10 protein-coding genes and 1 other annotated feature are annotated in these 14292 nt (G+C 51.4%); of the genes, 9 read left to right on the top strand and 1 reads right to left on the bottom strand.

Features of this window, described 5'->3' with window-relative positions; all coding sequences use genetic code 11:
* Positions 1-374: 374 nt before the first annotated feature.
* Positions 375-569, top strand: a binding site (T-box leader).
* Positions 570-681: 112 nt separating this feature from the next.
* The 3 genes from pheS (at position 682) to tnpA (ending at position 5135) form a co-directional block, all read left to right on the top strand.
* Positions 682-1695 carry a phenylalanine--tRNA ligase subunit alpha gene (gene pheS / locus ACGG9R_RS06280; protein ID WP_390155112.1) on the top strand — a complete coding sequence of 338 codons (1014 nt, stop codon included), beginning with the start codon at positions 682-684 and terminating at the stop codon, positions 1693-1695.
* 19 nt (positions 1696-1714) lie between these two features.
* Positions 1715-4186, top strand: coding sequence for a phenylalanine--tRNA ligase subunit beta (gene pheT / locus ACGG9R_RS06275; RefSeq protein WP_390152843.1), 2472 nt, complete (start codon positions 1715-1717; stop codon positions 4184-4186).
* Between the two features lie 535 nt (positions 4187-4721).
* A complete protein-coding gene (gene tnpA / locus ACGG9R_RS06270; RefSeq protein WP_045172396.1) occupies positions 4722-5135 on the top strand; it encodes an IS200/IS605 family transposase in 414 nt (137 codons plus the stop codon).
* A gap of 425 nt (positions 5136-5560) precedes the next feature.
* Here tnpA and speD read toward each other — a convergent pair whose 3' ends face one another.
* A complete protein-coding gene (speD, locus tag ACGG9R_RS06265) occupies positions 5561-6055 on the bottom strand; it encodes an S-adenosylmethionine decarboxylase (protein ID WP_390152841.1) in 495 nt (164 codons plus the stop codon).
* An 826-nt stretch (positions 6056-6881) separates the two neighbouring features.
* Here speD and ACGG9R_RS06260 point away from each other — a divergent pair.
* From ACGG9R_RS06260 to ACGG9R_RS06235, 6 genes are all read left to right on the top strand, one after another.
* Entirely contained in the window at positions 6882-7796 is a 915-nt protein-coding gene (locus ACGG9R_RS06260) for a type II restriction endonuclease (RefSeq protein WP_390152839.1), read from the top strand.
* A complete protein-coding gene (gene dcd, locus ACGG9R_RS06255) occupies positions 7793-8314 on the top strand; it encodes a dCTP deaminase (RefSeq protein ID WP_390152837.1) in 522 nt (173 codons plus the stop codon). The genes ACGG9R_RS06260 and dcd overlap by 4 nt, the downstream gene beginning before the upstream one ends.
* 266 nt (positions 8315-8580) lie before the next feature.
* Positions 8581-9555 (top strand): TAXI family TRAP transporter solute-binding subunit, encoded by a 975-nt coding sequence (locus tag ACGG9R_RS06250; protein ID WP_390152834.1) that lies wholly within the window; start codon positions 8581-8583, stop codon positions 9553-9555.
* Between the two features lie 229 nt (positions 9556-9784).
* Positions 9785-10309 carry a DUF1850 domain-containing protein gene (locus ACGG9R_RS06245; protein ID WP_022105361.1) on the top strand — a complete coding sequence of 175 codons (525 nt, stop codon included), beginning with the start codon at positions 9785-9787 and terminating at the stop codon, positions 10307-10309.
* A 5-nt stretch (positions 10310-10314) separates the two neighbouring features.
* Positions 10315-12282, top strand: a complete 1968-nt coding sequence (locus ACGG9R_RS06240) for a TRAP transporter permease (protein ID WP_390152831.1) — start codon at positions 10315-10317, stop codon at positions 12280-12282.
* A gap of 290 nt (positions 12283-12572) precedes the next feature.
* Complete coding sequence (locus tag ACGG9R_RS06235) at positions 12573-14195, top strand: ATP-dependent endonuclease (RefSeq protein WP_390152828.1); 1623 nt, start codon at positions 12573-12575, stop codon at positions 14193-14195.
* Positions 14196-14292 lie beyond the last annotated feature (97 nt).

Below are 14292 nucleotides of genomic sequence, written 5' to 3'. Positions count from 1 at the left end.
CGATTGAATGAGAAATTAGAAATGAGAAATGCGAAATGGTGGTGCGGCGCATAAAAATATAGAAGCGCCGCGAAGTATAAATAATAGCGGTTTTCTCGTATCGCAAGCCTAATCCCTAGCTACTAATTCCTAACCACCAGTTACCAGCCACTCATCCCTGTTTTCACACATACATCGTTTACCGGCCTGCAAGGAAGATTTCTCGCTTCGCTCGAAATGACGATACGGGAGTCCGATGTCTCCCAGTCTCCCAGTCTCCTAGTCCCTAGCTACCAGTCACTAGCCTCTAACCACTCATCCCGGCTTTTGATCTTTACGTTTTCATGGCAAATGATTTGACATTTCTTTCGTTTATCGCTACAATAATCCTATACATTAGAGCGATGAGGAAGACAGAGTCTTTATGACATCCTATAGAGAGCCTGCGGCAGGTGGGAAGCGGGCGGATGGGGGGAGACTTATTTCACTTCTGAGCTTCCGGCTGAACGGAGTAGGTCGGACGCAGGAGCTGCGTTATGGCTTTCGAGTACAAATTAGGGTGGTACCGCGGATATGACTTCGCCCCTTTCGGGGCGTGGTCTTTTTTTATTTTATTTTCCCGTACTCGCAGTCGGATAGATCCGGCATATCATAGAGGAGGTAAAGTCAATGGAAAGTAAGTTGGACGCATTGAAAGCCAACATGGAAAAAGACCTGAACGAACTGAAGGTGCAGGCGGAGGAGAAGGTCCATGCGGCAGGCGATGAGAAGGCGCTGCAGGATGCCAAAGTTTTCTTCTTGGGAAAGAAGGGCAAGCTGACGGCGATCCTCCGCTCCATGAAGGACCTCTCTGCGGCAGAACGTCCGGTCATCGGGGCTTTGGCAAATACGGTCCGCACGGATGTAGAGGCGGTCATCGCAGCGAAAGCGGCTGAGCTCAAGGCAAAGCGCCTCGAGGAGCGCATCCAGAGTGAGACGGTCGATATCACGCTGCCGGCTCGTCACCAGAAGGAAGGGCATATCCATCCGCTGGATAAGGCGCTCCGTGAGATCATGAAGTCTTTCATGCGCATGGGCTACTCGGTCGAAGAAGGACCGGAGATCGAGCAGGACTACTACAACTTTGAATGTCTGAACCTGCCTAAGGATCATCCGGCCCGTGATATGCAGGACTCTTTCTATATCACGCCGGAGATCCTGCTGCGCACGCACACTTCCCCTGTCCAGGCGAGAACGCTTCGCAAGCATGAGCCCAATTCCCCGATCCGTATGATCGCACCGGGCAAAGTCTTTCGCTGGGATAATGATGCGACCCATTCCCCTGTCTTCCATCAGGTCGAAGGGCTCGTCGTCGATAAGGGCATCAAATTCGCTGATCTGAAAGGCACATTGGAAATCTTCCTGAAAGATCTTTTCGGCTCTGATACGAAGATCCGTTTCCGCGCAAGCTACTTCCCATTCACGGAACCGTCTGCGGAAGTCGACATTTCCTTCGCAGCCCGCACGCATGATGAAGGCGGTGATCCGGACTGGCTGGAGATCCTTGGCTGCGGTATGGTTCATCCGATGGTGCTGAAGCTCAATGGATATGATCCGGAAAAGGTCAGCGGTTTCGCTTTCGGCATGGGTATCGAACGTATCGCCATGCTTCTTTACGGGATCGACGATCTCAGAAATTTCTATGAAAATGATGTCAGATTCCTGAAACAGTTCTAATCAGAGGGGGATTACATAGATGAACGTATCTTTAAAATGGCTTGGCACTTTGGTCGACATCAAGGGCCTTGATCCGGAAGAAATGGCGGAAACGCTGACTGTTGACGGCATTCCGGTCGAGCATGTGATTTATCCGGGAAAAGGCATCCAGGGTGTCGTGACCGGCAAGATTCTTTCCATTGAAAAACATCCGGATGCTGATCATCTGGTCGTCTGCCAGCTGGACTGCGCCAAGGGCGCACCGATCCAGATCGTGACAGGCGCGTCCAATGTCGAAGTCGGGCAGATCGTCCCGGTCGCACTTGATGGAGCGCATGTACCGGCTAAACACGATGCAAAGGCTCCGGGGGGACTTGCTCGCGGTGACACGAAGATCAAGGCGGGAAAACTCCGCGGTGTCGTGTCGAATGGCATGATGTGTTCTCTGGGAGAACTCGGACTTGATGATAATCTCTTCCCGGCACTCAATAAAGAAGGCATCCTGATCCTTCCGGCAGATACCCCGATCGGCGTTGATTTCCACACCCTTTTTGATCTGGATGATGTGATTTATGAAATGGAACTCACCGCAAACCGTGCCGACTGCTTCAGCATGATCGGTATGGCACTGGAAGTCGGTGCGATCTTCAAAAGAAAAGTGAACCTGCCGGAGATCTCCGTCAAAGAGACCGGTGAATCCATTGAGGGCCGCGCGGAAGTCCATATCGCAGAGCCTACCTTCTGCAAACGCTTCTGCGGACGTCTCCTTGAAAATGTGACCATCGGCCGTTCTCCGGAATGGATCGAAAACCGTCTGCGCAGCAATGGGATCCGTCCGATCAATAATGTCGTCGATGCAGCGAACTATGTCATGCTGGAAATCGGTCAGCCGCTTCATACCTATGACTATGACAAGGTGGCCGGCCACTCTCTGACCTGCCGCTTGGCCAAAGAAGGCGAGACCATCAAAACACTGGATGGGCAGGAGAGAGCGCTGAATGTGGCTGACCTTGTCATCGCAGACGGCAGCGATACAGCTGCCTGCATCGCAGGCGTCATGGGCGGCTTTGACTCCGAAGTCACGGAGAAAACCAAGTCTGTCCTTCTGGAAGCTGCCGTATTCGACAGTGCTTCCATCAGAAGAACGTCCCGCCGTCTGGGCCTGCGCTCCGAAGCGTCCGGCCGCTACGAAAAGGGCATCAATCCGGCAAGAAGTGAAATGGCGATCAACCGCATCTGCCAGCTCCTGGTGGAACAGGGGGCTGCCAGTGCTGCACCGGGCATGCTTGATGAATATCCTGTCAAGGCAGAGCCGCAGGTCATCGAAACGTCCGTGAAGGCCATCAATGACTACATCGGGATCCATATGCCAAAAGAGGAAATGCTTGATATCATGACCCACCTGTATTTCCATGTCGAAGAACAGGATGGCGCACTCAAAGTCACTGTCCCGGAATTCCGTCTCGATCTGGAAGGCATGCCAGACCTTGCCGAAGAAGTGGCCCGCGTGTACGGCTACTCGAATATTCCGATCACCACCCCATGGAGCGCTATTGCAAAGGGTGCTATGTCCAAGGAGCAGGATGCACTCTTCCGTATGGCAGATGCTCTCATTGCCAATGGTCTTTCGCAGGTCGAAAACTACAGCTTCATGGATAAGAACGATCTCAAGAAGCTGAATTTCCCGGAAGGGGATGCAGTTTACGAAGCCATTCCGATCCTGAACCCGATTTCCGAAGAATACCCGGATATGCGTACCAGCCTTTTTCCGGGCCTCATGCATACGCTTTCTTACAATCTGTCTCAGAAAAACGATCAGGTCGCCATCTTCGAATATGGCCATGTGTATTATCCGAAAGCCCTGCCGCTGACCGAGCTCCCGAATGAATACGACCTCGTTTCCGGACTTCTCTGCGGGTGCCCGGAAGAAGCCGGCTACCCGAACAGCACGAGGACCTACGACTTCTTTGATGTGAAAGCCATCATGGAAAATCTGCTCTCTGCTATCGGTGTCCGCGGCTATGATATTGAGCGTTCCAGCTATCCGGTATTCCATCCGGGGATTTCCGCCGACTTTGTCAAAGATGGGAAAATCATTGCTTCCTTCGGCGAGCTGCATCCGGCGGTCCTTGACCAGTGGGGCATCAAGAAGGATGTCTATGGCTTCCTGATCCATGTACCGGAGCTCCTTCCCTATATCGATGCCACCATCGACTACAAGAAGATCCCGAAGTTCCCGGCTTCTGAGCGAGACCTCTCTATGCTTGTTCCTTCGAAATACACAAACAAAGAAGTCGAAGCCATCATTGAGAAGGCAGCAGGCAGACATCTGGAAACGCTCCGTCTCTTCGATCTCTATCAGGGCGAGCAGGTGCAGGAAGGCTATAAGAGCATGGCCTACAACCTGTACTTCCGCGCGGATGACCGCACACTGACCGATAAAGAAGTCGATCAGTGGATCGAAAAAATCGTCAAGAAGCTTGGCGAAGCGGATATCACCCTGCGTGCTTGATAGAAAGCAGTGCAATCAAAAAGGCGATGTGAAATAACGATCATCTCATTTTCGCGTTCCATCTGCTACGGGGGGGACTTGCAGCTCTCATAGGAGTGACCGGGAAACCTTATCCCAGCTGTCTTTCATGCCATAGTTACCCTATCCGCCCCTGCGGGGCGCCTTCCCCTCGAGGGGAAGGCTATTAAGTTAAGCGGAAGAACGTTCTTGGCTCCCCATCGGGGGAGCTGCCCGAAGGGCTGAGGGGGCTACGTAGCGGTATTGCATGAAAGTGTTGGAATATCGATCGCATCGGACTATTCAACATAGCACGCTATACCGCTGGCATGCCCCTATTGCCTTCGGCACTTCCCCCGAAGGGGGAAGCAAGACGTTACGTAGCTAACGATTTCCTTAACTGTATTCGTATATTAAGCCCCCATCTGAGATGGGGGACCCGGTGGAGCCGTAGCTTTGCCTAGAGTATAAAAAATCCTCCAGTGTTAGAATAAAGAGGGTCTAGCAAACCACTTTAGCTAACAAAGGAGGAGTCCAAATGGACAACAATAGTATAGCTCATACCAAATGGAATTGCACATATCATATCGTATTCATCCCAAAATATCGCAAGAAAGTATTCTACGGGCAAATGAGGAAAGATTTGGTTGAAATCATCCGAAAATTGTGCGAGATGAAGAAAGTGGAACTGATCAAGGGAGCTGCATGCGTGGATCATGTGCATCTGTATCTCGGGATACCGCCGAAGTTGAATATATCAGACGTAGTAGCCTATATCAAAGGGAAAAGTGCGTTAATGATATACGACCGGCATCCCGAGATAAAAGCCAGATGGGGAGAACGGCATCTCTGGGCACGAGGCTATTATGTAGAAACCGTCGGGAATATCAACGAAGAAGTTATCAAGCGTTACATTTCAGAGCAAGAAGAAAGCGATAAGTTCGAGAAGTAAGTAAGACGAATAAGCGAAAGAGCCGCCATAGGCGGCTGTAAGTACAAAGACGATTTGCTAGACCTGCCATAGGCAGGTGTCAGTACAAAACCCCGGAGGGGTTCCAAATAAACCCCCATTTGAAATGGGGGTTGCTAACTTTAAGAGCATTCCCTAGAGGGGAAGGCTGCGATACGAGAATACCATCTTCTAAAAAAAGGCGGCGAAGCCGCCACCTTACCCCTGAACCTTGAACCAAATGAAAGCAAAGTAAAAAGGAGCTGTGAAGAAATGAGGATTCATTTCTTCACAGCTCCTTTTTTGTTGTTTTTTAACTAGGGATGAGAGGGCGTGCTAACGGGTAGTAAAAAGGCACTCGATTTCATGGGAAATGCCTTCTCGTGAAATCGAGCTCTCAATCAACGCTTCCCTGATCCCTCATGGTCTTACTCCGGTCCCAGCGTGTCTCTTTTCTCGTTTCTATGCACCATGAAATTGGCGACCTTCTTACCGGCCTGGGTCATGTGATGTCCTGTGTTTTTGAATTTGTGCATCGCTGTCGAGCGGGAGCGGATATTCGGCTTCATGTCTGGATCAATATTCCCTCTCTTGACTGAGGTAGCACGGATCTTCTCCGGCTCCAAAGCACTGCGAAGGACAGCCATCGCACGGGCGGGGAGGATGTCGCAGTCAAAGCTGTAGATGTCTACAGCGGCATAGCCGAGCTGCGGATAAGCGTGGATGCAAACATGGGCTTTCTTTCCATAAGCAGCGAGTGTGATCTCTTCCTCGTCCTCATGGAAGAAGGTGTCTTCGACTTCGATACCCAGATTCTTGGCCGCCTGATTCATGACAGAGATCAGCTCCTTGGAAGAAGTGATCTCTTCCTGCACACAGCCATAGCAGTCGACCAGCAGATGTTTTCCGATAAAATTATCCATAGTATTCACCTTTTGTGAGAGATTGAGAGATGCAGAGACGAATCTGCATCTAGGGAAACGCTGATTCAATCGCAGAGCCGGATTTCATATGGATTTTTATACATAGCTTCGTCATCATCCTCCTTAAATAGCTCGCTATTCGCGTCAGATGATTCCTTGCTCTGTATAAAAATCCAAGAATGAAATCAGACAACGATTGAATCAGTGTTTCCCTTGCTCATTGCCTCAGCGTTTCTCTACATTTTATAAATTACACTTCTACCTATTATAGCAGATGTGAGCAAGTCTGGCATGAGTTTTGAGAAGCATTTGCAACTGATCCGGGCCTCCTCGCGCTTGAAAACAGGGATGAGTGGCTGGTGGCTAGGAGACTAGGAGACTAAGAGACTAGGAGACGTCAGACTCTCGTATCGTCATTTCGAGCGCAAGCGAGAAATCTTTCTTGCAGACCGGGAAACGATGTATGTGTGAACGCAGAAATACGCAGCACCAAGGCGTCGTTTCCGTATCAGTGCCTATGTGATACTGACCGTAGTGCCATAGAGATCCCTCGGCTACGCTCGGGATGACGACGGCGCGAAGCGCTATCAAAACTCTGCGGTGCTTGCAATTATTATGCGCCGCACCCCCCGTTGAACCGGTAGAACCCGCCTTCCCCATAGACCCTGCGCTCCCTCTTTCGCAAACAAGCAAAGGGCGACCCGTGGGTTAATCCTGTCCGACAGTCCCTATTTTATGCCGGTATATCTACATTTTCATGAGGAAAGATGCTATAATGAAAAATAATTTTGTGACGACAATAGCGTGAGAGCAGGGAGGCGACGAGATGGCCAGACGGAAAGGGCTGAAGCGGTGGGACGAGATCACGACAGAGGGATGGCTCTCGCTTATGGCGGACAAGACGGTCATGAGTGCGCTGATGATGCAGATCTTCTCGCGGCTCTATCACTCCGAAGACTATATGGATAACGCAAAGAATATTGCGAAGGCACTCCATCTGGAGTATCGGGCACTGAATGCAGGTGTCGGCTGGGCAGGGAATAAGATCCGTGAGATGTATGAGTCGGGAGATCTTTTGACCTATCATGCGAGCGAGAAGAAGGACGAGACGCCAAGAGAGGAAGAGACGGGAGAATTTCGTCTTTCCGAAACGCCGGCCTCTCGCGTTCGCCGCTCGCCATGGGAGTATGTTTTCGATGGGAGTGAGGACGATAACGGTACCTATTTCTGGGTGCTGAAACCTGAGGCCGTAAGAGCGTACCGAGAGATCATGGATGCGGATATCTGGCATCTGGATGATATTCGCCAGCTGCTTGAGAGCGATGAGACGGCATATGGGTGCGAGGGGAGCCTCTTTTCCCACTCGTCTTCGCATACGGTCGATGAGATCCGAAAGCGGTTTTCAAAAAATGTGGATTTCAAAAGAAAATCGATGGGGACGCACCCCTGCTGCATCGTGTGCGGGGCAGATCGGATTTCTCTTCTCCATGCGGTCCCTTATGGGACGCACGGCGAATCGCAAAAGGGGCTCATGCTTTGTCCGACCCATGCGGCACTTTTTTCCGCGCATCTCATCTCTTTTTCAGATGCGGGCGAGCTTCTGGTGTCTCCTCGGATTTCTGAAAGGGAAAGGAAACTCTATGGCCTTGTCGCGGGAGAGAAGGCGAAGGCACCTTTCAGCCGCAGGCGGATGCTTACGCATCGAAAAATTTTTACAGAGGAAGGAAGAAAACTGAAATGATTTTATCCGGCAAAGAAATTGTGCGACATATGGGGGAAGAAATCATCATCGATCCCTTTGATCCGGAGAGGGTGAATCCGAACAGCTACAACCTCACTCTGGCTGATGAGCTGATGGTGTATGATAACTATGAGCTCGACATGAAGAAGAGAAATGAAGGCACGCTGCTCCATATCCCCGAGGAAGGCTATGTGCTGCAGCCGAATAAGCTCTACCTGGGACGGACGCATGAATATACAAAAACGAGATGCTTCGTACCGATGCTCGAGGGACGCTCGTCCATCGGGCGGCTGGGCCTTTTCATCCATGTGACGGCAGGCTTTGGAGATGTAGGCTTCTCAGGGTATTGGACGCTGGAAATGTTCTGCGTACAGCCGATCCGCATCTATGCGGGGGTAGAGATCTGCCAGATCTATTTCCATACCGTTTTGGGGGAGGCAGACCGATATGACAGCGGAAAATATCAGAATAATCAAGGAATTCAGCCAAGCCTACTTTACAAAGACTTTGAAAAGTAGTATGATAATACCAACTTAATAACACTTGGAGCAAAGAAGCTGCAGCATGACAGGAGAGTTTTCTCTTTGTCTGCTGCTTTTTTTGTACTTTGCTTCGGTGCGGGAGTGCTTTTGAGAGTTCAAGGTATTTGCATTTTTTTGAATATTATTTCATCTTGCGGATGGAGTCTCGGAAGGCATCCTGTTTTTTAGGAAAGCATAAGAGTGGAATTCATCTCATGGAGGACATGCTTTCCACTTGGGGGAGACGTAGGAGGTCGACTATTATGAAAAAAGCAATGAAGAAAATGATCATGGCAGGTGCTCTTTGCATCGCAGGTGCAGCTCTGATTGCAGGCTGCGGCGATTCCGGTTCTTCTGCAGGCGGCGGAAAACAGTTCCTGAACATCGCTACCGGCGGTACTGCTGGTACCTATTACCCGCTGGGCGGCGCGCTCGCTGAACTGCTGAACCAGAATATCAAAGGCATGAATGCATCCGCACAGTCTACCGGTGCATCTGTAGCCAATGTCAATATGCTGAAAGACGGCTCCGTCGACATCGCTTTCATCCAGAATGATATCGCTTACTATGCAGCCAACGGCAAGGAAATGTTCAAGGACAACAAGGTAGAAAACATCCGCGGTATCGCTGCACTCTATCCGGAAACTGTCCAGTTCGTCACCACCGCTGACAAAGGCATCAAATCCATCGCTGACCTCAAGGGCAAAAAGGTCGCTGTCGGTGCTTCCGGCTCCGGCGCAGAAGCGAATGCCCGTCAGATTCTTGGTGCATATGGCCTGACCTATGATGATATCGATGTACAGTATCTCTCCTTCGGCGAAGCTGCTGATGCACTGAAGGATGGCAATGTCGATGTCGGCGTCGTCGTTGCAGGCTTCCCGACCGCAGCGATCCAGGATCTGGCTGCCAATAAATCCGCAGCACTGGTCAATATCGATGCAGAACATGCGGACAAGCTGATGAAGCAGTATCCATACTTCACCAAGATCACCGTACCGAAGGGCACCTATCCTGGACAGGAAGAAGATGTCAACACCGTAGCCGTGAAATGCGTCATCGTTACCACCGATAAACTCTCTGATGATCTCGGCGAACAGATCGTCAAAGCCATCTACGAACACCTTGACCGTATGAAAGCTGCTCATGCTGTCGGCAAGTACATCACCAAGGATACTGCTCTGGAAGGCATGTCCATCAAGATGAATGCCGGCGCTGAAAAGTATCTGAAAGCGAAATAAGACAGCGGTCATCCGGCATCATGCAGAAGTCTCTAAAGCTCAGCGGGTTTTGTACATTGAACGGGGGAGCGATGCACCTTCCGCATAGCAACCGCGTAGCCTCTGGCATGGCAAGCATGTGACGTATTCAAGTTCAATCCATATCGAAACACTGATCTGATCAGCGCTTTCCCTTATAGGAAGGAGGGAGAACGGGCTCATCTAAGGAGTCCGTTCTCACTTTCATTTCATGAAGAAAAAGAAAAACGGGAAATTAGAAACCATACTTATCGTTTTCGGGATGATCGTCTGTGTGATAGTGACCGTGGGAGGCTGGTTTGTTCGGCAGGACTATCTTTTCGGACAGACAGCAGACGGATTCATCATCAGGCAGCGGGTGCGTCCGGGTACACCGGTGACACTGGTGTACAGGCACTCGGTCCAGAAGACGATGATTCACGAGTACCTTGAAGTCAATGACATGGCGACGGGGCTCGTACTGAAGTCTACCAAATACCAATCCATGGGGGTAGGACTTCCTTTCTCCAAAGAAGATGGCGATTTCCGCGAAGAAGACGGTTGGTTTATTCTGGATAACATGAACCGTCCCTATCCGGAGCTCTCGATCCGTAACGGCGTGACGAATGAAGAAAAGGTCTATGTCGGAGATACGGAGTATGACCTGGCAAGCCTTATGCCTTTGGGAAAGGAACTTCATCTGTATGTAGCACCGCTGTACCAGGTGCTGTATAAGAAAAAAGAAATTAGGAGTTGATACAATTGGCTGATTTAGAGAAAAAGAACGTGCAGGCTGAAGGCGTTTCTGAAAATGGAGAAATGTCTGAGGAGCTGCAGAAGAAGCTAAAAGAGCTGGATAAAGAGTCAAATACAGCGGAATACAAAGGCATCTGTGCCAAAGTCATCGCAGTCATCTGTATTTGCTTCTCGCTCTTCCAGATCTATACCGGGTTTTTCGGCGCACTGGATGCGATGATCCAGCGCTGCGTTCACTTGTCCTTCGGGATCTGCCTCGTCTATCTTCTCTGCCCGACGAAGAAAGCCTGGGTCAAGGAGGGGCGTTTCCATCCGATCGACGTGGCACTTGCCGTCCTTGCGATGATCCCCCCCATTTACATTCTTGTGAACTACCAGCAGCTCATCCTGCGCGCCGGCACCGTCACTCCGACGGATACCGTGATCGGGGTGCTTGGCATCGTGATGATCATCGAAGCGGCTCGCCGTATCGTAGGCCTTCCGATCGTCATTGTTGTCTGCTGCTTCCTTGCGTATGGGTTCTTCGGACCGTACCTCCCCGGGCCGCTCGCACATCGCGGGCTCACCATCAAGCAGATGGTCGGACACCTCTTCTTCACGACAGAGGGCGTCTTTGGCATCCCGATGGGTGTTTCCTCCACCTTCATTTTCCTCTTCATCCTTTTCGGTGCGTATCTGGAAAAGACAGGTCTTGGGAAATTCTTCATCGATATCGCCAATGCCATCGCTGGCTGGGCATCCGGCGGACCAGCTAAGGTCGCTGTCATTTCCTCGGCTCTGCAGGGTACGATCTCCGGTTCCTCGGTAGCGAACGTCGTAGGCTCCGGCTCCTTCACCATCCCGATGATGAAGAAACTGGGCTATCACAAGAATTTCGCCGGTGCAGTAGAAGCGGCCGCTTCTACCGGCGGACAGCTGATGCCGCCGATCATGGGCGCAGCAGCTTTCTTGATGGCAGAATTCGTCGGTATCCCCTATATGGAAGTCGTCAAGGCTGCCATCGTTCCTGCCATTCTCTACTTCATTGGCGTTTTCCTCGGGGTACATTTCGAAGCGAAAAAGAATAACTTGCAGGGCACACCGAGAAGCGAGCTCCCGCCATGGGGCAAGATCCTGAAAGAAGAAGGGCATCTGGCCATTCCGCTGATCGCCATCATCGGTCTTTTAGCTTCCGGCTACACCCCGATGAAAGCGGCGCTTGCCGGTATCTTCATTTCTATCGCTTCTGCCATGCTTCGTGCGAATACCCGCATGAGCATCGCTGATATCATTGACGGTCTCATCAAAGGTGCGCGAGGTGCGCTCGGCGTACTGATCGCATGCTCGTCCGCCGGTATGATCATCGGTATCGTCACCAAGACAGGCGTCGGTCTGAAGCTGGCTTCGGCTCTTGTCGATATCGCCGCAGGCAACTTCATCCTGCTTCTCTTCTGCACCATGATCACCTCGCTGATCCTCGGTATGGGCGTACCGACCACAGCGAATTACGTCATTACTTCGACCATCGCTGCTCCGGCTCTGATCTCCCTCGGTGTACCGATCCTGGCGGCGCATATGTTTGTTTTCTACTTCGGCATCATTGCCGATATCACCCCGCCGGTTGCGCTGGCTGCTTTCGCAGGCTCTGCGATCTCCGGCGGTGATCCTTTGAAGACTGGCGTCAATGCGTCGAAGCTTGGCATTGCGGCCTTTATTATCCCATATGTCTTCGTTCTTTCCCCTGAAATCCTGGGCATCAATGCGACACTCTTCTCCGTCACGGAAACCACTGTCACCGCGCTTATCGGTATGGTCGGCGTCTCGGGTGCCATGATCGGGCAGCTCTATTGCAAGGCGAATATCCTGGAGCGGCTTCTCCTTCTGGCAGGCGGTCTCTGTCTCATCGATCCGACCATCCTGACCGACATCATCGGCGTTGTCGTACTGGGTGGCGTCTTCGCTATGCAGTATTTCAGAAGCAAAAAGAGCAAGTAAGCCCTGTAAAGATTCACGAGGCGGCAGTACATGCCTGATTCGTTTTGAGGAACGGGCAGCAAAGCAGAGAAGCTTTGCTGCCCGTTTTTGCGTGAGAAAATCAGAGAAACACTGATGGGATCGAAGGATACGATTTTACAAGGTACTTGATCCATCTTCTTCCTGCCTGTTTTAAGCCGTTCAAGTTGGTGCATCTTTTCGCGGCGTATTTTGTTTTTTGCAGTCTGCTGGCAGGATGCATATAATATAGGTAAGAGCATGCACATGAACGCATTTCTGAGGAGGAGATCATGCATATTTCATCCATGACCATTGATAACTACCGCACCTTCCGCCATGTCGTCTTTCAATTTGACAGACAGGTGAACTATATGGTGGGGGATAACAATATCGGTAAGAGCAATTTCCTTTGCCTCTTGAAATGGATCAGCCATGGGTATGGATTCCGTGAAGGCGATTTCCTTGATGCAGACCATCCCATCGAGATACGGCTGGCGCTTGCCGAAGAGGCGGGAGGGGAGACTGCAGAGCTCTATCTGGTGCAGGCGGTGCAGGAAGTGGTGCCACGTCTCTTTGATCAGGCGAGCGGGCGGCAGCTGCCCTTGGAGTACCTGCGATGTCTTTTTTATATCGATTTTTCCCTGTGTGAGATGCCGCGCAGGATGATGGCTCATGCATCGATGGGAGAGCTGCTTTCTCTTTTGCAGCATTATTTTGCAGAGTCACCGGCGGTTATTTCTGAGGTGGAGACGATGTTTAGAGAGAAGGGGATTGGGATTTCCCTGCCGAAGGAGCATCCATCGCAGGCGGCGCTCTCACTGCTTGAGACGCTGTTTGGGGAAAGGGGAGATGGCTCTTCGTACCAGCGTACGGCTTGTCTGATGGCGCGGACGGCGCTTGTCCTGCTGATGCAGATGATGAAGAAAAAGGCAAGCCGCGCCATTTCCTTCGAGCACATGGTGACGACGGATGCGAAGGGGCGGCGCTTTTTATCGCTGCTCGTCAGTGTAGATGAGCCGGAGCTCCATCTCCACCCTTACCTGCAGCGGGCGATGCTTTCTTTCTGTCACATGATCCTGTCGAATGAGGAGCCGTTTTTTTTGAAGCTGGTGCAGACGCTTCTGGGCGTCGACGGGCTTTCGGGGCAGCTCTTTGTCGTGACGCATTCGACAGATGCGCTGGTGAATGATTACCGGCAGATCATCCGCCTCTACTGGGATGAGAAGAAGCTGGTGCAGGCCGCCTGCGGCGCTTCATTTCATTTTGACAGGGAAATCGAGAAGCACCTCATCATGCATTTCCCAGAGGTGAAGGAAGCGCTCTATGCGAGGGCGGCGGTTCTTGTCGAGGGTGAGACAGAGTATGGTTCCTTTGCTGGATTTGCAAAGACGCTGGGGATCCGCTTCGACCACTATGGCATCTGCCTCATCAATGCGAGGGGCGAAAGCTCGATCTCAAAGATCGCTTCCCTCATCCGCCGCTTCCATGTGCCTGTCGTCTCGCTCTATGATCGCGATGTGATGGGGGAACACAAAAAGAGCGCGGGTGTCTTCTATACGGACTATATCTGCTATGAAATGGATGTCGTGAAGGCATGCCTTTCCCGGAATGGCCGACGTCTTTTAGATGCGGTCATCGCAGATATCACGGAGGGGGGGAATCTTGTGAGTTCAGCGCTTGTCAAAAAGGCAGGCGCAAAGCTCGCCATCCCAAAGGGCTACTATCCGCCAAGGAAACTTTCGAATATCAATCCCAGAGATGAGAAAGCGCTGGAGTTTTATTACTTTGCATGGCTTTATGGAAATAAAGGCGTCATCATCGGGCGTTCACTCGCTGACCATCTGGGAAAGGATTTCATCCCACCCGCTTTCGTTAAAGTGATTCTGGCGGCGGTGGGAGCGAGTGAGAGGTAAGGGAAAGTCCTTGGGGCGTGCCGTCCCTTGATGGCGTGCGAAAGAGGGGGAGCGGGTTCTACAGGTTCAGAGGGGGTGGTGCGGCGCATAAAAATAT

It is taken from the genome of Dialister sp. i34-0019-2H8, from assembly GCF_042846925.1.
GTDB lineage: Bacteria > Bacillota > Negativicutes > Veillonellales > Dialisteraceae > Dialister.
This window is presented reverse-complemented; position numbering and strand designations above follow the sequence as displayed.